This window comes from Rhodococcus sp. BUPNP1 (genome assembly GCF_002215235.1).
In the GTDB taxonomy this organism is placed as follows: domain Bacteria; phylum Actinomycetota; class Actinomycetes; order Mycobacteriales; family Mycobacteriaceae; genus Rhodococcus.
Window position 1 is genome coordinate 206525 of sequence record NZ_NERM01000005.1, and the last position, 20106, is coordinate 226630.

At 68.2% G+C, this 20106-nt stretch carries 20 protein-coding genes and 3 tRNA genes; 12 read left to right on the forward strand and 11 right to left on the reverse strand.

Annotated features, from left to right (window positions below; all coding sequences use genetic code 11):
- Nucleotides 1-10: 10 nt before the first annotated feature.
- From B9C99_RS07250 to B9C99_RS07260, 3 genes are read right to left on the reverse strand one after another with little or no spacing between them, the layout of a single operon-like run.
- Nucleotides 11-253, reverse strand: a complete 243-nt coding sequence (locus tag B9C99_RS07250; protein WP_006554382.1) for a hypothetical protein — start codon at nucleotides 251-253, stop codon at nucleotides 11-13.
- Nucleotides 231-1487 (reverse strand): acyl-CoA desaturase, encoded by a 1257-nt coding sequence (locus B9C99_RS07255; RefSeq protein WP_088897451.1) that lies wholly within the window; start codon nucleotides 1485-1487, stop codon nucleotides 231-233. Before B9C99_RS07255 ends, B9C99_RS07250 begins: the two co-directional genes overlap by 23 nt.
- Before the next feature lie 42 nt (nucleotides 1488-1529).
- Complete coding sequence (locus B9C99_RS07260) at nucleotides 1530-2573, reverse strand: ferredoxin reductase (protein ID WP_253250005.1); 1044 nt, start codon at nucleotides 2571-2573, stop codon at nucleotides 1530-1532.
- Between the two features lie 229 nt (nucleotides 2574-2802).
- On the opposite strand from B9C99_RS07260, the gene B9C99_RS07265 reads away from it, so the two are divergent.
- Together B9C99_RS07265 and B9C99_RS07270 are read left to right on the forward strand one after the other, a co-directional pair.
- A complete protein-coding gene (locus B9C99_RS07265; RefSeq protein ID WP_088897403.1) occupies nucleotides 2803-3456 on the forward strand; it encodes a TetR family transcriptional regulator in 654 nt (217 codons plus the stop codon).
- Nucleotides 3457-3534: 78 nt separating this feature from the next.
- Nucleotides 3535-4368 carry an alpha/beta hydrolase gene (locus B9C99_RS07270; RefSeq protein ID WP_088897404.1) on the forward strand — a complete coding sequence of 278 codons (834 nt, stop codon included), beginning with the start codon at nucleotides 3535-3537 and terminating at the stop codon, nucleotides 4366-4368.
- 23 nt (nucleotides 4369-4391) lie between these two features.
- Here B9C99_RS07270 and B9C99_RS07275 read toward each other — a convergent pair whose 3' ends face one another.
- Nucleotides 4392-4928 carry a TetR/AcrR family transcriptional regulator gene (locus B9C99_RS07275; RefSeq protein ID WP_088897405.1) on the reverse strand — a complete coding sequence of 179 codons (537 nt, stop codon included), beginning with the start codon at nucleotides 4926-4928 and terminating at the stop codon, nucleotides 4392-4394.
- 134 nt (nucleotides 4929-5062) lie between these two features.
- Between B9C99_RS07275 and B9C99_RS07280 the strand changes: the two genes are divergently transcribed.
- Both B9C99_RS07280 and B9C99_RS07285 read left to right on the forward strand, forming a co-directional pair.
- Nucleotides 5063-5884 (forward strand): acyl-CoA thioesterase II, encoded by an 822-nt coding sequence (locus B9C99_RS07280; protein ID WP_088897406.1) that lies wholly within the window; start codon nucleotides 5063-5065, stop codon nucleotides 5882-5884.
- Between the two features lie 118 nt (nucleotides 5885-6002).
- Nucleotides 6003-6887: an SGNH/GDSL hydrolase family protein gene (locus B9C99_RS07285; RefSeq protein ID WP_253250006.1), complete on the forward strand. Its 885-nt coding sequence runs from the start codon at nucleotides 6003-6005 to the stop codon at nucleotides 6885-6887.
- Between the two features lie 6 nt (nucleotides 6888-6893).
- Here the strand turns inward: B9C99_RS07285 and B9C99_RS07290 are convergent, their stop codons facing one another.
- Complete coding sequence (locus B9C99_RS07290) at nucleotides 6894-8225, reverse strand: MFS transporter (RefSeq protein ID WP_016694417.1); 1332 nt, start codon at nucleotides 8223-8225, stop codon at nucleotides 6894-6896.
- Nucleotides 8226-8332: 107 nt separating this feature from the next.
- On the opposite strand from B9C99_RS07290, the gene cmrA reads away from it, so the two are divergent.
- Nucleotides 8333-9139 carry a mycolate reductase gene (gene cmrA, locus B9C99_RS07295; RefSeq protein ID WP_016694416.1) on the forward strand — a complete coding sequence of 269 codons (807 nt, stop codon included), beginning with the start codon at nucleotides 8333-8335 and terminating at the stop codon, nucleotides 9137-9139.
- A gap of 40 nt (nucleotides 9140-9179) precedes the next feature.
- Here cmrA and B9C99_RS07300 read toward each other — a convergent pair whose 3' ends face one another.
- Nucleotides 9180-10721, reverse strand: coding sequence for a helicase HerA-like domain-containing protein (locus B9C99_RS07300; RefSeq protein WP_088897408.1), 1542 nt, complete (start codon nucleotides 10719-10721; stop codon nucleotides 9180-9182).
- 273 nt (nucleotides 10722-10994) lie between these two features.
- Between B9C99_RS07300 and B9C99_RS07305 the strand changes: the two genes are divergently transcribed.
- The 3 genes from B9C99_RS07305 to B9C99_RS07315 all read left to right on the forward strand — a co-directional run bounded on the left by B9C99_RS07305 (nucleotide 10995) and on the right by B9C99_RS07315 (nucleotide 13316).
- A complete protein-coding gene (locus B9C99_RS07305; protein WP_088897409.1) occupies nucleotides 10995-12485 on the forward strand; it encodes an NAD(P)/FAD-dependent oxidoreductase in 1491 nt (496 codons plus the stop codon).
- Nucleotides 12486-12557: 72 nt separating this feature from the next.
- The gene (gene orn / locus B9C99_RS07310) at nucleotides 12558-13157 is read left to right on the forward strand and encodes an oligoribonuclease (RefSeq protein ID WP_016694413.1); all 600 of its coding nucleotides are present in this window, start codon (nucleotides 12558-12560) and stop codon (nucleotides 13155-13157) included.
- Between the two features lie 86 nt (nucleotides 13158-13243).
- Nucleotides 13244-13316: transfer RNA gene (locus B9C99_RS07315), tRNA-His, on the forward strand.
- Between the two features lie 161 nt (nucleotides 13317-13477).
- Here the strand turns inward: B9C99_RS07315 and B9C99_RS07320 are convergent.
- Nucleotides 13478-14620 carry a lipase family protein gene (locus tag B9C99_RS07320; protein ID WP_253250007.1) on the reverse strand — a complete coding sequence of 381 codons (1143 nt, stop codon included), beginning with the start codon at nucleotides 14618-14620 and terminating at the stop codon, nucleotides 13478-13480.
- A gap of 17 nt (nucleotides 14621-14637) precedes the next feature.
- Nucleotides 14638-15795 (reverse strand): Ig-like domain-containing protein, encoded by a 1158-nt coding sequence (locus B9C99_RS07325; RefSeq protein WP_088897411.1) that lies wholly within the window; start codon nucleotides 15793-15795, stop codon nucleotides 14638-14640.
- 321 nt (nucleotides 15796-16116) lie between these two features.
- Between B9C99_RS07325 and B9C99_RS07330 the strand changes: the two genes are divergently transcribed.
- Together B9C99_RS07330 and B9C99_RS07335 are read left to right on the forward strand one after the other, a co-directional pair.
- A tRNA-Lys gene (locus tag B9C99_RS07330) sits at nucleotides 16117-16189 on the forward strand.
- 96 nt (nucleotides 16190-16285) lie between these two features.
- Nucleotides 16286-16358: transfer RNA gene (locus B9C99_RS07335), tRNA-Lys, on the forward strand.
- Nucleotides 16359-16478: 120 nt separating this feature from the next.
- On the opposite strand, the gene B9C99_RS07340 is transcribed toward B9C99_RS07335, so the two are convergent.
- Complete coding sequence (locus B9C99_RS07340) at nucleotides 16479-16703, reverse strand: DUF3618 domain-containing protein (RefSeq protein ID WP_016694410.1); 225 nt, start codon at nucleotides 16701-16703, stop codon at nucleotides 16479-16481.
- Between the two features lie 89 nt (nucleotides 16704-16792).
- Between B9C99_RS07340 and bcp the strand changes: the two genes are divergently transcribed.
- A complete protein-coding gene (gene bcp, locus B9C99_RS07345) occupies nucleotides 16793-17266 on the forward strand; it encodes a thioredoxin-dependent thiol peroxidase (RefSeq protein ID WP_016694409.1) in 474 nt (157 codons plus the stop codon).
- Between the two features lie 24 nt (nucleotides 17267-17290).
- Here bcp and B9C99_RS07350 read toward each other — a convergent pair whose 3' ends face one another.
- On the reverse strand, nucleotides 17291-18661 hold the full coding sequence (locus tag B9C99_RS07350; RefSeq protein WP_088897412.1) for a dipeptidase: 1371 nt from the start codon (nucleotides 18659-18661) through the stop codon (nucleotides 17291-17293).
- A gap of 228 nt (nucleotides 18662-18889) precedes the next feature.
- Here B9C99_RS07350 and B9C99_RS07355 point away from each other — a divergent pair, with 228 nt between their 5' ends.
- Nucleotides 18890-19690 (forward strand): TetR family transcriptional regulator, encoded by an 801-nt coding sequence (locus B9C99_RS07355; RefSeq protein ID WP_016694406.1) that lies wholly within the window; start codon nucleotides 18890-18892, stop codon nucleotides 19688-19690.
- A gap of 10 nt (nucleotides 19691-19700) precedes the next feature.
- Here the strand turns inward: B9C99_RS07355 and B9C99_RS07360 are convergent, their stop codons facing one another.
- Entirely contained in the window at nucleotides 19701-20105 is a 405-nt protein-coding gene (locus B9C99_RS07360; RefSeq protein WP_016694405.1) for a holo-ACP synthase, read from the reverse strand.
- Between the last annotated feature and the right edge of the window lies 1 nt (nucleotide 20106).

Consider the following 20106-nt stretch of genomic DNA (forward strand, 5'->3'; position numbering starts at 1 on the left):
ACTCGATCCGCTACTCCGCGGGAGGGGCCGAGCGACGATCCGACGTCGCCGGCCCTTCTCCGCGTTCCTCGTCGTCCCGCGCCGCGCGAGCGGCCTCGCGCATCTCGATCGCGTCGGTGATCAGTTCACCGATCTCGCGGGTGACGTCCCGGACCGCCCCGGTGATGATCCCCGCGATCGCGCCGACGTGGGTGGCCGCCGACTCGGTGACCTCCTGGATCGTGTCCTTGTTACGCTCGAATCTTCCCACCATGTTCGACCCCCTCGATCGTGTCGTCCGCGAGGGTACCCGCATCGCCGACGAGGTGGTCCGCGCCGCGACGACGGTCGATGATCACCTGCGACTCGGGTTCGGAACGCACCCATCCCGGCGGGAGAGCGAACTTGAAGATCTTCTTCCACACCGACGTCACCTGGGCGGTGAGGCCACCGGTGTTGTACGGAAGTCCGTGCTTCTCGCACAGTTCCCTGACCTTCGGGGCGACCCCCGGATAACGGTGCGCCGGCATGTCGGGGAACAGGTGGTGCTCGATCTGGTGCGACAGGTTGCCCGACATGATGTGGAACAACGGGGAGCCGGTGATGTTCGCGCTGCCCAGCATCTGCCGGACGTACCACTCGCCCCGGGTCTCGTCGGCGGTCTCCTCCTCGGTGAAGGACTGCACGCCGGACGGGAAGTGGCCGCAGAAGATGATCGAGTACGCCCACACGTTGCGCACCAGATTGGCGGTCGCGTTACCGAGCAGGGTCGGGACGAACATCGGTCCGCTCAGCAGCGGGAAGGCGATGTAGTCCTTGATCACCTGGCGACCGGCCTTGCGCCACCAGCCCTTCGCGATCGGGATCACGTCGCGCCAGGAGCGTTTCCCGGCGACGATCCGGTCGACCTCCGCGTCGTGCATCATCACGCCCCATTCGAACAGGAACATGAGAGCGGTCGCGTAGACCGGATTGCCGAGATAGTAGGGATGCCACTTCTGGGCAGGGTCCATACGCAGGATCCCGTATCCGATGTCGCGATCCTGGCCGAGGATGTTGGTGTAGGTGTGGTGCACGTAGTTGTGCGAGTGCCGCCACTGGTCCGACGGGCACACCGTGTCCCACTCGAAGACACGGGAATTCAGTGACGGTTCGCGCATCCAGTCGTACTGACCGTGCATCACGTTGTGCCCGATCTCCATGTTGTCGAGGATCTTCGACACGCTCAGTGCTGCGACCCCGGCGACCCATGCGGGCGGGAGGAATCCGACGAAGAGCAGACCGCGACCGGCGATCTCGAATCCGCGCTGCGCCCTGATGATCCGGTAGAGGTACTCGCGATCCTCGTCACCGAGGGATGCGAGCGTCTGCTCCCGCAGTGCGTCGAGTTCGCGACCGATCTCCTCGACGCTGTCGTGGTCGAGGACGAGCGGTTCGTTCTCGGCCGCAGAACTGCGGCCGGACAGGAAGGGCAGGAAGGGGACGGTGGGTAGGGACAATCCGAACATGATGTCCTCCAAGGTTTTCGGTGGTGTCGTCCGATGGCCGGTTCAGAGTTCGACGGCGACGTCGCCGACCGGGGCGTTGACACAGATCTGGATGCGGCGACCGGGTTCCGAATCGACGTCGCCGGTACGCACGTCGCGCGTGCAGCCCGACAGCCGGACTGCGGTGCAGCTGTGGCAGATGCCCATGCGGCATCCGTGTTCGGGCGTGAGCCCTGCCGCTTCGGCCTGCTCGAGCAGCGTCGACCCGGTGTTCTCGGCAACGACGCTGGATTCGGCGAACGAGATCTCGCCGCCGGCATCGTCCGTCGACACGACCGGTGGTGCGAGGACGAATTCCTCGGTGTTCACCATGGTCTCGGCACCCCGCTCGGCGTAGACCTCGCGGATGCGCGCGACCATCTCCGCCGGACCGCACACGAAGGTGGGTGTGTCGGCATACCAGGGCGCGACGGCCGCGAGGTGGTTACGGTCGAACCGCCCCTGCAGCAGCCCGTCGTCGGAGCGGGTGTGGGCGTGGACGATCTCGATGTTGGGGCGGTCGGCGAGCGCCTCGAGTTCGGCGCGACGCGGAACGTGCCCGGGCGTACGGGTGTAGTAGAGCAGCACTGCGGACCCGTCGTACCCCTCGGCGACGAGACCGGACAGCATCGACAGCACGGGCGTCAGCCCGGAGCCCGCGGCGACGAACAGCAGGCGTCGAGGGCGTGGGCTCGGCAGCACGAACTCGCCTGCGGGAGAACCGAGTTCGACGACATCTCCGACCTGCGCACGGTCGTGGAGGTGGCGCGAGACGGTGCCCTCGGAATGCCTGCCGATGGTGAACCGCAGGTCGGGCCTGCGCTTCGACTCCGCGTCGACGAGTGTCGACGAGTAGCAGCGCGTGTGCCGCACGCCGTCGACGCGGACCGACACGGTCACGTACTGCCCGGGAAGGGGTCGGCACGGCTGTGCGGGCCGCACCGTGACCGTGAGCGAGTCGGTGGCACTTCGGTCCACATCTGTAATCCGGGCGTAGTTCGCCGACGTGACGAGAAGTGGGTCGGCGAGTTCCAGGTAGCGGTCCGGGTGATGCGGATAGGACAGCATCCCGAGTGCTCCTACCAGGAGTTTCCGCAACGAACCCGAGCGCGGGACGGGTGTTGGACGGTCGCGCACGATCATGTCTGTCCGCCTTTCGGTAGACCTCTGCGTGCTCAGTGAACGAATGTGCACTGAAATCAGTGTGACAGTCGGACACACCTGTCTGTCAACCCCGATGTGACCGCAGACACAGATGACCGGACACCGCCCGGAACGTCGTGCCTAGACTCGGGGGGTGTCCACCGCTTCCGTACCCCCGCCGACCACCCGCGCCGAACGCAAGGAACGCACACGTCAGGCGCTTCTCGACGCCGCCCTCGAACTGTCCGCCGACCGGGGACTCGGCGGGGTGAGCCTGCGGGAGGTGGCCCGCAGCGCGGGCATCGTGCCGACCGCGTTCTACCGGCACTTCTCGTCCATGGACGAGCTCGGTGTCACTCTCGCCGCCGACACGATGCGGGTGCTGCGGCGCCTGCTGCGCGACGCGCGGCGAACACCCGGCCCGGCAGGGGCGCGGCAATCGCTCGACGTGCTGGTCCAGCAGGTACGGGCACACAAAGCGGCCTTCCGGTTCCTGGCACGCGAACGCCACGGCGGCGTTCCCGAGGTCGCCGCCGCGATCTCCGTCGAACTGCGCCTGCTGACCAGCGAGCTCGCCGCCGACCTGGGCCGCTCCCCGGGACTCGAAGACTGGGATTTCGACGATCTCGAGATGGCCGCCGACCTGCTGGTGACCGCGATGCTCGATTTCGTCCTCGACCTGCTCGCCGTCGAACGTCCCGGCAGCGCGCAGGAATCGGAGGTGGTCACGCGCGCGGAGAAACAGATGCGTCTGATCCTGCTGGGCGCGGCGGCGTGGCGGCCGCGACGGACGTCCGGCGACCGGTGACGGGTCGGGGTGACGCCGGTTCGTCGAGGTGGACAGGAAATCCTGTCGCAGACCCTCCCCTTCCGTAACGTGGTTCCTATGGCATCGACCGAACCCGCCACCTACGACGACCTGACCTTCGACGTGCGTGTGGCGGGTCCGAGGGACGGCACACCCGTCGTGCTCCTGCACGGCTTCCCCGAGACATCACGCAGCTGGACGCCGGTGGCGCGCCTGCTCGTCGAGCGCGGTTTCCGCGTGATCGCCCCCGACCAGCGCGGATACTCCCCCGGTGCCCGGCCGACCGGCGTCGAGCACTACGGGGTGCCGGCACTCGCCGGCGACGTCCTCGGCCTGCTCGACGAGTTCGAGCTCGATCGCGTCCACCTCGTCGGGCACGACTGGGGCGCCGCTGTGGCGTGGTACTTCGCCGCCCACAATCCCGACCGCGTCTCGGCGTTGACCGCGGTCTCGGTCCCCCACCTCGCTGCCTACGGCTGGGCGTTGCGGGAGGACGCCGACCAGCGCGAACGCTCCTCCTACATCGGGCTCTTCCGCGAGGAGGGCAAGGCGGAGGACCTCCTCCTCGCCGACGACGCGCGGCGCCTGCGGGCGATGTTCACCTCCGCCGTCGACCACGACTCGGTCGACCACTACGTCGCCGCCATGTCCGCGCCGGGCGCTCTCACCGCCGCCCTGAACTGGTATCGCGCCATGACGCGGGATCTCGATTCGACTCCCCCGGTCCGCGTCCCGACGACCTACATCTGGAGCACCGCCGACATCGCGATCGGCCGCGCCGGCGCCGAACGGTGCGGCGAGTTCGTAGACGCCGAGTACGACTTCGTGGTCCTGCCCGACGTCTCGCACTGGATTCCGGAGGAGGCCCCGGACGAGATCGCGAACGCGATCACGCGGCGGCGGAACGGCTGAGAGCCCGCCCACCGCGGCTTCCGTCAGCCCACGACCGGGGCGAGCAGCACCTCGAGTTCGGCGACGACCGCATCGAGCGGAGCCGGACTGCGCTGCGCCTGGGCCACCACCAGTGCGCCCTCCAGAGCTGCGATGACCAGGTTCGCCAACGACCGCGCACGCTCCGCGCCGACGCCGTCGGCCACCAGGGACCGCGTGACGACGTCGACGAAGGTGTCGAAGGCCTCCGCTGCTCGTGCGCGCGCCCGCGGTTCGGTCCCGAGACCTGCGGCCACCACCGGGCATCCCGCGACGTAGTCGGTGGCCACGAGACCCTCGCGCCACAGGTCGACGACGGCGCGCACCGTCTCCACCACGCCGAGACCGTCGACCTTCGCCGTCAGCGACCGCTCGATCCGGGTTGCGGCCTGGTCCGTGGCCTCTTCGACGAGTTGGGCCTTGCCGCCGGGAAAGTGGTGGTAGATGGAGCCGCGCGGCGCCCCGCTGTGCTCGAGCACGTCCCGGAACGATGTGGCCGCGACACCTCGTTCGCTCATCAGCGCGATCGCGCTGGCGATCATCGCAGCGCGCGGTCCGTCCCGCCGTTCTGCAGCGCTCACCCGTTCCTCCGGCAGTGGTGGTTGTCACCCATATTCTATGTATGTAGTCGTACAGATCCGACGCTGGGCGACACCATTTTCGAGGAGACCCTGCCATGACCGACGTCTCGGTGACCACTCATGTCTTCGACGCTGCCGTCGACCTGTTCGAGGTCCGGGACGATCGCACCGAAGGGCACACGCACCCCGCCTACGCGAACATGGTCGGTCCGTTCGGTGGCATCACCGCCGCGACTCTCCTCCGAGCGGTCGAACGACACCCGGATGTCCTCGGCATGCCGCTGTCCCTGACGGTCAATTACGCCGGACCCATCGCCGACGGCCCGTTCGACCTCGCGGTGCGCCCGGTGCGGACGAACCGCACCACCCAGCACTGGTCGATCGAACTGTCGCAGGGCGGCGAGGTCGCCACCACCGCGACGGCCGTCTTCGGTCTCCGTCGCCCCACCTGGTCGTCGACCGAACTGCAGGCACCGGCCGCCCCGGCACCCGACTCGCTCGAGCCGACCCCGCTGCCGGACTACATCGCGTGGGCACGCAACTACGAGATGCGATACGCCGCGGGAGCCGTTCCCGAGGAGGGCAGCGCGGAGGTCGCCGACTCCACGTCGACGCTGTGGGTCCGCGACGTCCCGTCGCGTCCGCTCGACTTCGCCTCGCTCACCGCGATGTGCGACATCTTCTACCCCCGCGCCTTCCTCCGGCTGGGTCGGGTGCTGCCGGCCGGCACGGTCTCGATGACCGTCTACTTCCACGCGGACCCGGAGACCGTTGCCGCACAATCCGACAGCCCGGTGCTCGCGACCGCACGTGCGAATCGCTTCGAACAGGGCTTCTTCGACCAGAGCGCACAGCTGTGGGGACGCGACGGCGTCCTCCTCGCGACCTCGCACCAGATCGTCTACTTCAAGGCGTGACCGGAGGGGCCGGTGATCGATCGACCCGAGCCGTCGGCGTTCGGCGCCGTTCCCGGTCACCGGCACACCTGTAGCCTCGGAAACATCCACCCACCGGATTGCGAGGTCCACTGTGACGATGCCGAGGCTCCTCCGACGGACGGGTGTCATCGCCTGCGCCGCAATCGTGTTCACGACCGTGGGCACGGTCGCCTGCGCCGACACGGAGGACACGGCCCCGGCCTCGGACTATGCGTCGTACGTCGCCCTGGGAGACTCGTTCACCTCCGGACCCGGCATCCCGCCGCAGACCGAAGGCGATCCGTGCGGGCGGTCGGCGAGCAACTACCCCACCCTCGTCGCGACCGATCTCGGCATCGAGGACTTCGTCGACGCGTCGTGCGGTGCCGCCACCTCCCTCGACTTCGCGATGCCGCAGACCACCTTCCGGGGCGCGACGGTGCCACCGCAGTACGACGCGCTGCGCCCCGACACCGAACTCGTCACAGTGGGTATCGGCGGCAACGACATCGGTCTCGTCCAGCTGGCGCTGGGATGCGTCAATCTCGCCGCACCGCCCCAGGGCACCTCGTGCGCGATCACGAACGCCCCTGACGGCACCGACCGCATCGATGCCGCCATCGACACCTTCGCTCCCGTCTACACCACGGTGATCGACGAGATCCGCCGCCGTTCCCCGGAGGCACGCATCGTGCTCGTCGGCTACCCCACCGGGATCCGCGACGGCGGGTGCTTCCCCGAACAACGGATCTGGCCCGACGACGCGACCTACCTACAGGAGAAGATCGACCGGTTGAACACCGTCATGCGCGAGCAGGCCGAGGCCGCGGACGTGGACTACGTCGACCTGCGCGATTCGACCCGCGACCACGACGCGTGCGCCGACCCGGAGACCCGGTGGATGGCCGGCCTGCAGCCGACCGCCGGATCGATCCCGCTGCATCCGAACGCGGCCGGGCACCGCAACGCCGCCGACCAGGTGCTCGCCACGATCACCGACTGAGCCGGTTCACGCCGTCGCGGACGCCTCGGGAGCCCGCACGGCGAGCAGCGCCACCAGGCCCGCGCCGAGCACGATCAGCAATCCCACGATGCCCGCGCGGTCGGTGCCGAACCACCACGCGAAGAACCCGAACAGCGTCGGCGCCAGGAACGACACCGCGCGTCCCGTCGTCGCGTAGAGACCGAACATCTGTCCTTCCCGGCCCGGCGGGGTCAGTCGCGCCAGGAAGGTGCGCGCCGACGACTGGGCGGGACCGACGAACAGGCACAGCACCAGACCGAAGATCCAGAACATCGTGGGACCCGAGACCACGAGCAGGACGATGCCGGTCGCGATCATGGCGACCAACGAGCCCACGATGACCGCCTTGGGTCCGACCCGGTCGTCGACGCGTCCGGCCACCAATGCGCCCACCGCGGACACGACGTTCGCGGCGACACCGAAGATCAGCACGTCGCCCGCTCCGATCCCGTAGACCGTGACGGCGAGGACCGCGCCGAAGGTGAAGACACCGGCGAGACCGTCCCGGAACAACGCCGACGCCCCGAGATACCAGATGGTGCGACGATCCGCCCGCCACAACTCCGTCAGGTCGCGCCACAGCACGCGGTACGACTCGACGAAACCGGCGCGGCGGGCGACGTCGCCACGCGCGACCGGCTTCTCCGGGACGGCGAGGAGCACGGGCACGGCGAACACCGCGAACCACACGGCCGCGAACAACGCCACGAGCCGGATGTTGGTGCCGTCCTCGGTGGGCACCCCGAGGAAACCGCGGGTGTCGCCGTCACCGGCGATGAACCCGGTGTAGCACAGCAGCAGAAGCACGATGCCGCCGAAATAGCCCATCGCCCAACCGAAACCCGAGACCCGGCCGATGTCGTCCGGCGTCGACACCTGACGCAGCATCGAGTTGTACGGCACCTGCGCGAGCTCGGCCATCACGGACGCCACACCGAGCAGGACCAGGCCGAGCCACAGATAGTGGTAGTCGTCGCGCACGAAGTACATCGCCGCCATCGCCGCGACGGTGACCGCGGTGAGAATGCCCAGCGACCACTTCCGTCGCCCGGCCGCGTCGTACCGCTGACCCGACACCGGGGCGGTCACGGCGATGACGAACCCGGCGATGCCGAGCGACCATCCGAGCCAGGTGCTCGCCGAGATCCCACCCGGCAGGTCGTCGCCGACCGCGTCGGTGAGATAGACGGAGAACACGAACGTCAGGATCACGGCGTTGAACGCCGCGGAACCCCAGTCCCACAGACCCCACGAGACGACCTGACGACGTGTCGTGGCCTCCCCGGCCCCGCTCGCCGTGTCCGTGAACGCATTCATGCCCCGGAGCCTAGGCTTCCGGAGTCCCCGCAGCACCGAACGACTCGGCCTCGAGCCGGGGGCGGGCCCGGTCACCACTCCAGCGCCTGCCGCTACGCTGACCCACTGTGACTCTGCCGAATCCCCATCCCGATGCCCGTGCCGTCGTCACCGGAGCGTCCTCCGGCATCGGCGAGGCCCTCGCAACCGAACTCGCCGCCCGCGGCCACTCGCTGATCCTGGTCGCCCGTCGCGGCGAGGTGATGGAGGCGCTCGCCGAGACCCTGCGCGCGCAGCACGGCGTGACCGTCGAGGTTCGCGCGTGCGATCTGTCCGACCGCGACGCACGGACACCGCTCGTCGACGAACTCGGACGTCGGCGCATCAGCATCCTGTGCAACAACGCCGGTATCGCCACCTTCGGCGCGGTCGCCGAGCTCGACGCGGCCTACGAGCGGGCACAGGTCGAGCTCAACGCCGTCGCCGTGCACGACCTCACCCTCGCAGTGCTGCCGCAGATGGTCGAGCGGAACTCCGGCGCGATCCTCATGGTGGGTTCGGCCGCCGGCAACATGCCGATCCCGAACAACGCCACCTACGCCGCGACGAAGGCGTTCGTCAACACCTTCTCCGAGTCGCTGCGCGGCGAACTCAAGGGCACCGGCGTGCACGTCACGCTGCTCGCCCCCGGCCCGGTGCGCACCGAGGAACCCGACCCCGCCGAGGCGTCGATCGTCGACAAGCTGGTCCCGGACTTCCTGTGGATCTCGAGCGAGCACACCGCGAAGGTCTCGCTCGACGCGCTCGCCGCGAACCGGATGCGCATCGTGCCCGGTGTGATCAGCAAGGCCATGTCGGCCGCCGGTCAGTTCTCGCCGCGGTCGATCTCGGCCCCGATCGCCGGCGCGTTCTACAAGAAGCTCGGCGGCAACTGACACGCAGCACCATTTCACCGCCTTCGGCGGCAGCAACACTTCACCGCCTTCGGCGGCGTCCCGTGCCGAAGAGGCTCCGGCCGATCTCCCGGCCGGCCGCGGACGCCGCCGAACGGATGAAGCTGCGCACAGCCGCACTGCCGAGCACCTGCTCTACGACCGATGCCCCGGCATCGTCCGGTGCCTGCGACGACACGTCCGGGACCGGTTCGACGTCGGTCGCCCCGACCACCGACGCGGTGAGCTTCTCGTAGGCCGATTCCCGGTCGATGGTGCGGCCGTATTTGCCGTAGAGCGGGTTCGCCTGCGCCGACGCACGCATCGCGCACTCCCCCACCGTGCCCATCAGCGAATGCGGCGGTCGCAGCCGCGTCCAGGCGACGGGAGTGGGCGCACCCAGTTCGGACAGGACCGTCACGATCGCCTCACCGGTTCCCAGGCCGGTCAGTGCGTCGGCGAGGTCGTAGGCGTCGGTCTTCGGGAAGGTGCGCACGACCTTCGACAGTGCGGCTTCGTCCTCGGGTGTGAAGGCGCGCAGCGCGTGCTGGATCCGCGCTCCGAGCTGAGACAGCACGCTCCGGGGCATATCCGTGGGCGACTGCGTGCAGAAGACCACGCCGACGCCCTTGGACCGGATGAGCTTCACTGTCTGTTCGATCTGCTGCAGGAACGCCTTCGATGCATCGGTGAAGAGCAGATGCGCCTCGTCGAAGAAGAACACGAGCCGCGGCTTGTCGACGTCGCCGACCTCCGGTAACGACTGGAACAGGTCGGCGAGCAACCACATCAGGAACGTCGAGAACAGCGTCGGCCGGGTGGCCTCGGCGCCGAACTCGAACAGGTTGATCGTGCCCTGACCGTCGATCACCCGCAGCAGGTCCTCGACCTCCAGTTCGGGTTCGCCGAAGAATCCCTCCCCGCCCGCGTTCTCGAGGTTGACGACCGCACGGAGGATGACGCCCGCGGTCGCGGGCGACACGGCACCGAGATCGTCGAGTGCGTCGCGCCCTTCGTCGCTCGTCAGGTGCCGGATCACCTGCCGCAGGTCGGCGAGATCGAGCAGCGGCAGGCCGTTGCGATCGGCCCAGTGGAAGATCAGGCCTAGGGTGGACTCTTGAGTGGCGTTGAGCCCCAGCACCTTCGACAGCAGGATCGGCCCGAACGAGGTGACGGTGGCGCGGACGGGGATACCGACCCCCTCGGTGCCGAGCGAGTAGAAGGCCACGGGATGTCCCGTGGGCGTCCAGTCCTCGTCACCGGTGTCGGCCGCGCGGGTGAGCACCGCATCGTCCGGCTCGCCGGCGGCCGACAGACCCGACAGGTCGGACTTCACGTCGGCCATCACCACCGGCACCCCCGCCGCCGACAGTTGTTCGGCCATGACCTGCAGCGTCTTGGTCTTGCCCGTGCCGGTCGCACCGGCGACCAGCGCGTGACGATTGAGCGTGGCGAGCGGGATGCGCACCGGCGCGTCGGGATCGGCGACGCCGTCGAGCACCACCGTGCCCAGTTCCAGCGCCTCGCCGATCACCTCGTACCCGGCCGCGATGGTCGCGGCGGTGATCTCCGGCTTGTCGGTCATGCTCGCCCCCTCCGGCCTCGACCTCGCCCACCGCGACGGTACCGGGCCGCCGAACCCACGGAAGGACCATTCTTATCGGGTGCCAGAATTGTCGCATTACAGTGATTCCCCTCACAACAGCAGCGGGGAGGTTTCCCGCTCAGCGAACCGCGTTGACCTGCACTTTCTCCGCGAGAATCCGTGCCGTCGACGACGCAAGGATCGTTCGCAAAAACAACGACGTGTGCTAGCAACGAACTACGCGACATATTCCACGAACACAGGAGAAACACATTGACGCCCAAGATCGCCATTCTCGGAGCAGGTCCCAGTGGACTCGCACAGCTGCGCGCTTTCGAAGCAGCCCGAAAGGCCGGTCTGGAGCAGATCCCCGACATCGTCTGCTACGAGAAGCAGCCCGACTGGGGAGGAATGTGGAACTACACCTGGCGCACGGGACTCGACGAGCACGGTGAGCCCGTCCACGGGAGCATGTACCGCTACCTGTGGTCCAACGGCCCGAAGGAATGCCTCGAGTTCGCCGACTACTCTTTCGAGGAGCACTTCGGGCGCCCCATCCCGTCGTACCCGCCGCGCGCCGTCCTGCTCGACTACATCATGGGTCGCGTCGAGAAGAGCGACGTGCGCAAGTACATCCGGTTCAACACCGCGGTGCGGTGGGTCGAGTGGTCCGACGAGACGCAGAAGTTCACCGTGACGGTGATGGACCACGACCGGGGTGCGCTGGAGTCCGACGAGTTCGACTACGTCGTCGTCGCCACCGGACACTTCTCCACCCCGCACGTCCCCCACTTCGACGGCCTCGACCGGTTCCCGGGACGCGTGCTGCACGCCCATGACTTCCGCGACGCCCGCGAGTTCACCGGCAAGCGACTGCTGCTCGTCGGCAGCAGCTACTCGGCCGAGGACATCGGAACGCAGTGCATCAAGTACGGCGCCGAACAGGTCACCTTCAGCTACCGCAGCGCACCGATGGGTCACGACTGGCCCGAGCAGTTCTCCGAGGTGCCGTTGCTCACCCACGTCGACGGCAAGGTCGCCCACTTCCGCGACGGCAGCACCCGCGAGGTCGACGCCATCGTGCTGTGCACGGGATACAAGCACCACTACCCGTTCCTGCCCGACGAACTCGCACTGCGCACCAGCAACCGGCTCTACCCGCGCGACATCTACAAGGGCATCTTCTTCCAGCGCAACCCGAAGCTGATGTACCTCGGCGCGCAGGACCAGTACTTCACGTTCAACATGTTCGACGCGCAGGCCTGGTACGCACGCGACTTCATGCTCGGCCGCGTCGACCTGCCCGACTTCGACATGCGCGAGCAGGACATCGACCACTGGCGGGCACGCGAGGAGAAGCTGTCGTCGCCGGTGGAGGACATCGACTTCCAGGCCGCCTACATCCGCGATCTCGTCGACCGCACCGACTACCCCGAGTTCCACGTCGAACGCCAGGGCGAGGTGTTCAAGCAGTGGAAGCAGGACAAGAAGCGCGACATCATGGGCTACCGCAACAACAGCTACCCCTCGACGCTCACCGGCACCGTCGCTCCGCCGCTGCCGGCACCGTGGATGGAGATCCTCGACGACTCCCCCGAGTCCTTCCTTCGACACGATTTCACCGCGCCTGAAGTGACCGCAGAGGGGCGGTTCACCGCCCCGGAAGTGACCTCGGAGGGGCGGACCCTCGACCGTCAGCACACCCCGGCGGCACGTCGTCCCGCCCGTCCGGCCGCGTCGCGCACCGTCTCCGTGAAGGCGTGACGGTGCCCGTTTCGTCCCGGACCGTCGACGCCGCGCCTCGTGGGTGCGGCTCCGGTCGATAGTCTGTCTGTCGTGCAGGACAAACTCGTATGGATCGACTGTGAGATGACGGGGCTGCGTCTCGGCAGCGACAAACTGATCGAGATCGCGGCTCTGGTCACCGACAGTGATCTCAACGTGCTCGGCGAGGGCGTGGACATCGTGATCCACGCCGATGACGACGCCCTCGCCGACATGCCGGAGGTCGTGCAGCAGATGCACGAGCGATCCGGCCTGACCGAAGAGGTGCGCCGCTCGACGGTCAGCCTCGCCGAAGCGGAGAAGCAGGTCCTCGCGTACATCCGCGAGCACGTCCCCGAGGCGGGTACGGCCCCGCTGGCCGGCAACTCCATCGCGACCGACCGCGCGTTCATCACCCGCGACATGCCCGAGCTCGACAACTATCTGCACTACCGGATGGTGGACGTCAGCTCGATCAAGGAGCTGTGCCGGCGCTGGTATCCGCGCATCTACTTCGGTCAGCCGGAGAAGGGGCTGTCGCACCGGGCGCTCGCGGACATCAAGGAGTCGATCCGCGAACTGCGCTATTACCGGCGCACGGCGTTCGTGGCGCCTCCCGGCCCCACGCCTGCCGACCTCGCGGCCGTCGTGAAGGACCTGGGACCGGCCTGACCAGCCGATTCGTCTTTTTCGACTTCGTCAGGCTAGTATCTGTACCGCAGGCGCAAGCGACCGAGAGGTTGCCGGCGGATGCGATGGTGAGTGTAGTTCAGTTGGTAGAGCACCAGGTTGTGATCCTGGCTGTCGCGGGTTCGAGTCCCGTCACTCACCCCGAAGAGAGCCCCCGATCGGATTTCCGATCGGGGGTTTTCTCGTTCCTGTCGGATCCTCACGCCCGGCGGTTCCTCACGCGCAGGGCTCCTCGCGCGCCGAACCGGGGTTCGCCGCTGCTGCAGCGCGCGCACGGCCCGGTTCGGGGCGCGAAGGCCGGTCTATTCGACCGAGCGCGTCACGAAGGCGTCGACGTCGGCCCGGGAGCGCTCCACCGTCGTGTAGTGCCCGGCCATGTAGACGCGGTAGTCGACGTCCGCCCCTGCGGCCTTCATGTCGGCGGCGAGCGCCGCGGACAGCGGCAACGGGACCATCACGTCGTGGATTCCGTGGGCGAGGAAGACCGGCCGGTCGTAGCCGTCCGTCGGGGCGGCGAGATAGTCGGCCAGCAGCGCCGGCATCTGGCCCTCGGCCAGCGGGCGCGCGAGCAGGTCCCCGACCGGGATGTCGCGCACCGACTCCTCGAGATCGTCGTAGCAGAGCTCTTCGGCCCGATCGACGACCTCGCGGCCGACCGGGGTCAGGTAGCCCTCGACGTCGGCCTCGGGGTAGGCGTCGCGCAACCCGGCGAAGATGTATCCGCTGAAGCTGACCAGCCCCCACAGGCCCGGATCGGGGAAGCCCGGGACACCGATCGTGAAGGCCCGCTCGAGGTTCGCCGGGGCGCCCGTGGCGACCGTTCCGCGGAAGTCGAGTTCGGGAGCGCGGGAGGTCGCGATCGCGGCAGTGTGCAGCGCTGCGTGCCCTCCCTGCGACTGCCCCATCACGATCCAGCGCTCCGACAGCGGTGCCCCGCCGTCGCGGGCGGCCCGGACGATGTCGACGATGCTGTTCGCGGCGCTGGGGCCGTCGAGATAGCGGTGGAGCCCCTCGGAGCCCAGACCCGGGAAATCGGCGGAGACGACGGCGTACCCGGAATCGAGCCAGTGCTGCAGATAGGTCCGCTCGAGATCGGAACGCGGCGTGCGGGTCGTGAGTGCGCAGTCGTCGCCCACGCCGGTCGTGCCGTGTGCCCACGCGATGACGGGCCAGCCACCCTCGGGGGCGTCGCCCTCGGGCAGGAACAACGCGCCCGTGGCGAGGGTCGGCTCACCGGACCGCCACTCGGTGGAGTATTCGAGCTTGGTGGCCGTGGCAGCACCGGGCACCGACAGTTCGTCGGGCAGCGGCTGTTGCGAGACCACCGAACCCGGCGCCGGCGCGGACGGCCCCACCGGCGAAGCCGCAGCCCCGGTCGGTGTCAGGGCCGCGAGCAGCACGGCACCGCAGCAGGCAGCACGCAACCATCTCCCCCGAACGGCCATCGATCCCCCTTCACCCGTCACGCCGCAGCGTTGCCGGCCTTCCACGTCGACCACGGGATGTTCCAGTCACCGAGTCCGTCCGTTCCGGGGAGAGTACCGCCCACGGTGTTGCGGACCACGACGATGTCGCCGCGCTTGGTGTTGTCGAAGATCCACTTGGCGTTGGCGGGGCTGAGGTTCAGGCAGCCGTGGCTGACGTTGCGCACACCCTGGTCGCCGAGCGACCACGGTGCGGAGTGGAAGAAGATGCCGCTGTAGGACATCCGCGTCGCCCATTCCACCGGGGTGCGGTAACCCTGCGCCGAGTCGGCGGGAACCCCGTAGGTGGACGAGTCCATGATCATGTTCTCGAACCGGTCGCCGATGATGTAGACGCCGTTGGGCGTGGGCGAGGAGTCCTTGCCGAAGGAGGTCGGCATCGTGATCACGTCGACCCCGTTGCGGTTGACGGTGACCTGCTTGGTCACGTCGTCCGCGGTGATGACCACCGCGTCGCCGATGGTGAAGGACGAGTGGACGTCGGACTGGCCGAAGAGGCCGTCGCCGAGATCCTTGCCGTAGACGTTCACGTCGACGGTGATGGCGGTGCCGGGCACCCAGTAGTTCTCCGGCCGCCACCGCACCTCGCGGTTGTTGACCCAGTAGAAGGCGCCCTCGACGGGCGGGTTCGTGGTGACGGTGATGGCCGCCTCGGCCGCGAGCCGATCCGGAATGTTCTCGTCGAACTGCACGGCGATCGGCTGACCGATGCCCACGATCGAACCCTCACCGGGCAGCACGTAGGGCTGGGTGAGGTTGGCCGGCGACGAGGTCGTGAACGACGCCGTCGACGTGGTCGCGCCGCCGAGTCCGTACGCGACGGTCTCGAGCGTGTAGGAGCGGTTGTACCCGAGCGGTTCGGTGTTCACCCAGGTGAGTCCGTCGGCGGCGAGTTCGCCCTGCACCGGTTCGCCCGCCGGGTTGAGCAGGGTCACCGAGTCGAGCTTGCCGTTGACGACCGAGACCGTCACCGGATCGATCGGCGAGAAGCCGACCGAGGCGTCGGCCACACTCGACGACACCGTCGGCTTGATCAGCGCGGCCACGGGATTGGAATCGATCGGCACCTCCTCGGCGCCCGTTCCCGAACCTCCGGCGCATCCCGTGACGAACGCAACAACGCCGACGACGACCACTCCGAGGATTCCCCGTACCCGACGACCCCGGGGGTTCCCCGCACTCGACTCCGTCACTTCCATACTCCGATCCCGCCTCCCCCAAGGCACCGAAAACGCACGTCACAACACCGAACACGATGATGCCAGCCCCTCTTGCGGCCGACCCGACGCGACTCCCCCGTACGTCGGTAACGTTCGAATGACAATCGCTCCGACCGTCCGATCCGTTACATCCACAACCTTACAGAAAACATTCTGACCAGGCGATTTGGCGCGTCGCGCGACGGTGTGTAATGTTCTCTTCGTTGCTGGGACGGCATCCCGGGAACAGATCGTCAAGCGCCATTAGCTCAATTGGCAGAGCAGCTGACTCTTAATCAGCGGGTTCGGGGTTCGAGTCCCTGATGGCGCACAACACGAAGGCCGGACACCCAGTGTCCGGCCTTCGTTCTGGCGGTGACCCCGTCCTCCGCATCGTCGGGACGACGACCGGGAGACACATCGCCACGCGCCATTAGCTCAATTGGCAGAGCAGCTGACTCTTAATCAGCGGGTTCGGGGTTCGAGTCCCTGATGGCGCACAACACGAAGGCCGGACACCGGAAACGGTGTCCGGCCTTCGTCGTTCGCGACGGTCCCGGAACGAGGAACACCCACGCCGGGTCGGCGTGGGTGTCCTGTGAAGCGGTGGAGCGGACGGGTCAGCGCAGGATCCTGCGCAGCACCAGCAACCCGACGACCGTGCCGGCCGCGATCGCTGCGTACTTCTTCACCTGCGGCTGGTTCACCTTCGCGATGAGGGTCTGCTTCGTGCTCTCCATGAGATTCTTCGGGTTGGCGCGGACACTCAGTTCGTCGAGTGTGCTCGCGAGCTGATTGCGGGCCTTCTCGATCTCCCGCTCGATGTCCTCGGTGTCCCTAGCCACGTGTCCTCCAGAAGGTCGCTGCAGTGTGCTGCGACCACGGTAATGGACGCGCACCGGGAATGGCTGCACGGTCCACTACTGTCGCCTTCATGACCGAGAACAGCAGACTCGCCCCCGGCGATCCCGCACCTGATTTCACCCTTCCCGATGCCGACGGCAACGAGGTGTCGCTGTCGGACTATCGCGGACGCAAGGTCATCGTGTACTTCTACCCCGCCGCGAGCACCCCGGGATGCACGAAGCAGGCGTGCGATTTCCGCGACAGTCTCGCCGAGCTGAACGAGGCGGGTCTCGATGTGATCGGCATCTCGCCCGACAAGCCGGCCAAGCTCGCGAAGTTCCGCGACGCCGAGCAGCTCACCTTCCCGCTGCTGTCGGATCCCGAGAAGACCACCCTCCAGGCGTGGGGTGCCTTCGGCGAGAAGAAGATGTACGGCAAGACCGTCACCGGCGTCATCCGCTCGACCTTCCTCGTCGACGAGGACGGGAAGGTCGAGGTCGCGCAGTACAACGTCCGCGCGACCGGGCACGTGGCGAAGCTGCGCCGCGACCTGTCCGTCTGACGCCCGGCGGCTCGGCCGGCAGCGTTACCGCGGCGCCAGCGAGGTCAGCAGCAACGCCTCGGCCACGGCGAGATTCTCGATCTCGGTGGGATCGACACTCTCGTTCGGCGCGTGGATGACACAGCGCGGTTCCTCGACGCCGATCAGGGCGATCTCGGCCCGCGGCACGGCGCGTTGCAGCGCGGTGCACAGCGGGATCGAGCCGCCCTGACCGGCCGTCCCGACCTCCCGGCCGTAGGCGGTCTCGAGCGCGGCGCGCAGCGCGGCGTAACCGGGACCGTCCGTCGCCGCCCGGAAGGGCTCGCCGAGGACGTCGCGGTCGATGCGCAGGCGCGCGCCCCACGGCACGTGCGTCTCGAGGTGGGCGACGAGCGCGTCCTGGGCGGTGCGGGCGTCGATGCCGGGCGGCACGCGCAGGTTCAGGCGCGCGGACGCGCGCGGCACGACCGCCGCGGCCGATCCGACCACGGGCGGGGCGTCGATACCGAGGACGGTCAGTGCCGGTCGCGCCCACACCGCGTCGGCGACGGTGCCGGAGGTGGGCAGCGAGACACCGTCGAGCACACCCGCGTCGGTGCGGAAACGGTCCTCGGGATACGGGACACCGTCCCAGGTGGCGGTGCAGTCCAGTCCATCGACGACGGTGTTGCCGTGCTCGTCGCGCAGGGTGCCGAGCAGATGGATCAGCGCGGCCAGCGCGTCGGGTGCCGCTCCCCCGTACATCCCGGAGTGGATCTCGCCCTTCAGCGTCTCGATGTGGACGTCGACGTTCGCGATGCCCCGCAGCGTCGTGGTGAGGGTGGGCCGGCCGACCTCGGCATTGCCGCTGTCGCCGATGACGATGAGATCGGCGTCGAACAGCTCGGGTCGTTCGGCGACGAGGTGGTCGAGGCCGGCGCCACCCATCTCCTCCGAACCCTCGATGACGATGCGGACACCGACGGGCAGCGGGCCGTCCACACGCAGCGCGCGCAGCGCGAGCAGGTGCATGACGACGTTGCCCTTGCAGTCGGCGGCGCCGCGGCCGTACCAGCGACCGTCCCGTTCGGTGAGCATGAAGGGTTCGCTGTGCCAGAGCGATTCGTCGCCGGGCGGCTGAACGTCGTAGTGGCTGTAGAGCAGAACCGTCGGGGCGCCCTCGGGGGCGGGTGTGTGACCCAGCACCGCGAGGGAGCCGTCGGCGGTCTCGATCGTCTCGACGTTCTCGATTCCCGCCTCGGCGAAGGCATCCCGCACCCAGTTCGCCGCACCGACGCATTCCTCCACCGGGAACTGGCGCGGATCCGCGACGGAACGGAACGCGACGAGCCGCGCGAGGTCGTCGCGCGCGGCGGGCATCGCCTCCCGGATCCGCTCACGGATGCGCTGCGTCGCGTCGGTGTCTGTCGCTGTCATGATCCGTCCTCCGCACGTCGGATGAATACGTCGATTCGGTCCGGCAGTCGTTCGAGACCGAAACGGTGGTCCTGCTCGTGCCATACTGCCCCGGCCGCGATCGGCCCGGTCGCTGCCCCCGCACTGTTCTGCAGCGAACCGCACGGTGACCTGTGGCTGCCCGGTTTGTGACACTCGGACTCACAACAAGTATTCGGGAAAGGACGGACGTCCGGCTAGCCTGGGCGCGTGGAGTCAGCAACGAACGGCCGCCGCGCCCCGCGCCGGATCGATCCGGCGCTCGAGGTTCAGGCCGAGCCCCAGGAGCTCGTGCCGCGTCGGCGGCCCACCCAGGAGCGGAGCCGCCGCAAGTTCGACGCCCTGTTGGCCGCCTCGCGTGAACTGCTCACCGAGGTCGGCTTCGAGTCGTTCACCTGTGAGGAGGTCGCGTCCCGCGCCGACGTCCCCATCGGCACGCTCTACCAGTTCTTCGCCAACAAATACGTGATCGTGTGCGAGCTCAACCGTCAGGACCTCGTCGGCGTCCAGAGCGAACTCGCCCAGTTCAACGGCAAGATCCCGTCCGTCGACTGGTTGCGCTTCCTCAACAGCTTCGTCGACCACCTCGCCGGACTGTGGACCACCGATCCGTCACGCCGCGAGGTGTGGCTCGCGATGCAGTCCACCCCGTCCACCCGGGCCACCGGTGCCATCCACGAACGCGAGTTCGCCGAGCAGGTCGCGCGGATGCTCGCGCCGCTCACCCCGGACACCCCGCGGCCGCGCCGCAAGCTCATGGCCGAGGTGCTCGTCCACATCGTGTACTCGATGCTCAACTTCTCGGTACAGGACGACCAGACCCACGCCGACGCCGTCGTCGAGCTCAAGCGCATCATGGTCGCCTATCTGCAGATCGCCGAACAGGACTCACGCGCCCAGGCCAAGCGACGCAAGCGCCGCGAGGAACGTGAGGAATCCGCACGCGAACAGGCCGACCGGCAGGACACCGAAACGGATCAGGCCGAGGAAGCTCGCGCTCCCTCGGCCTGAGTCCCCACATCTACGTACGCCGGTCGTCCTCGTCGAGGACGACGAACGCGCCGGCCATGTCACCGTCGTGGGTCAACGACACATGGATCCGGACGCCGGTCAGCTTCTCGGCGACCTGCCGGTGCAACCGGATGCTCGGGCGACCCCACGCGTCCGAGACCACTTCGATCTGCTGATGGATCGTCTCCGGTAACACCGGTGGACTGCCGAACAGCGACGCCGACCACGCCTTGATCACCGCCTCCTTCGCCGCCCACCGGGCGGCGAAGTGACGGGCGGGATCGGAGCTGCGGGTGTTCGCGTCGCGACGCTCACCCGGTGTGAAGTTCGCCAGCATCGTCGTTCCCGTCCGACTCAGCTGCTCCGCGAACTCCGGCACCGACACGAGGTCGAACCCGACACCCGCAACTCCCATC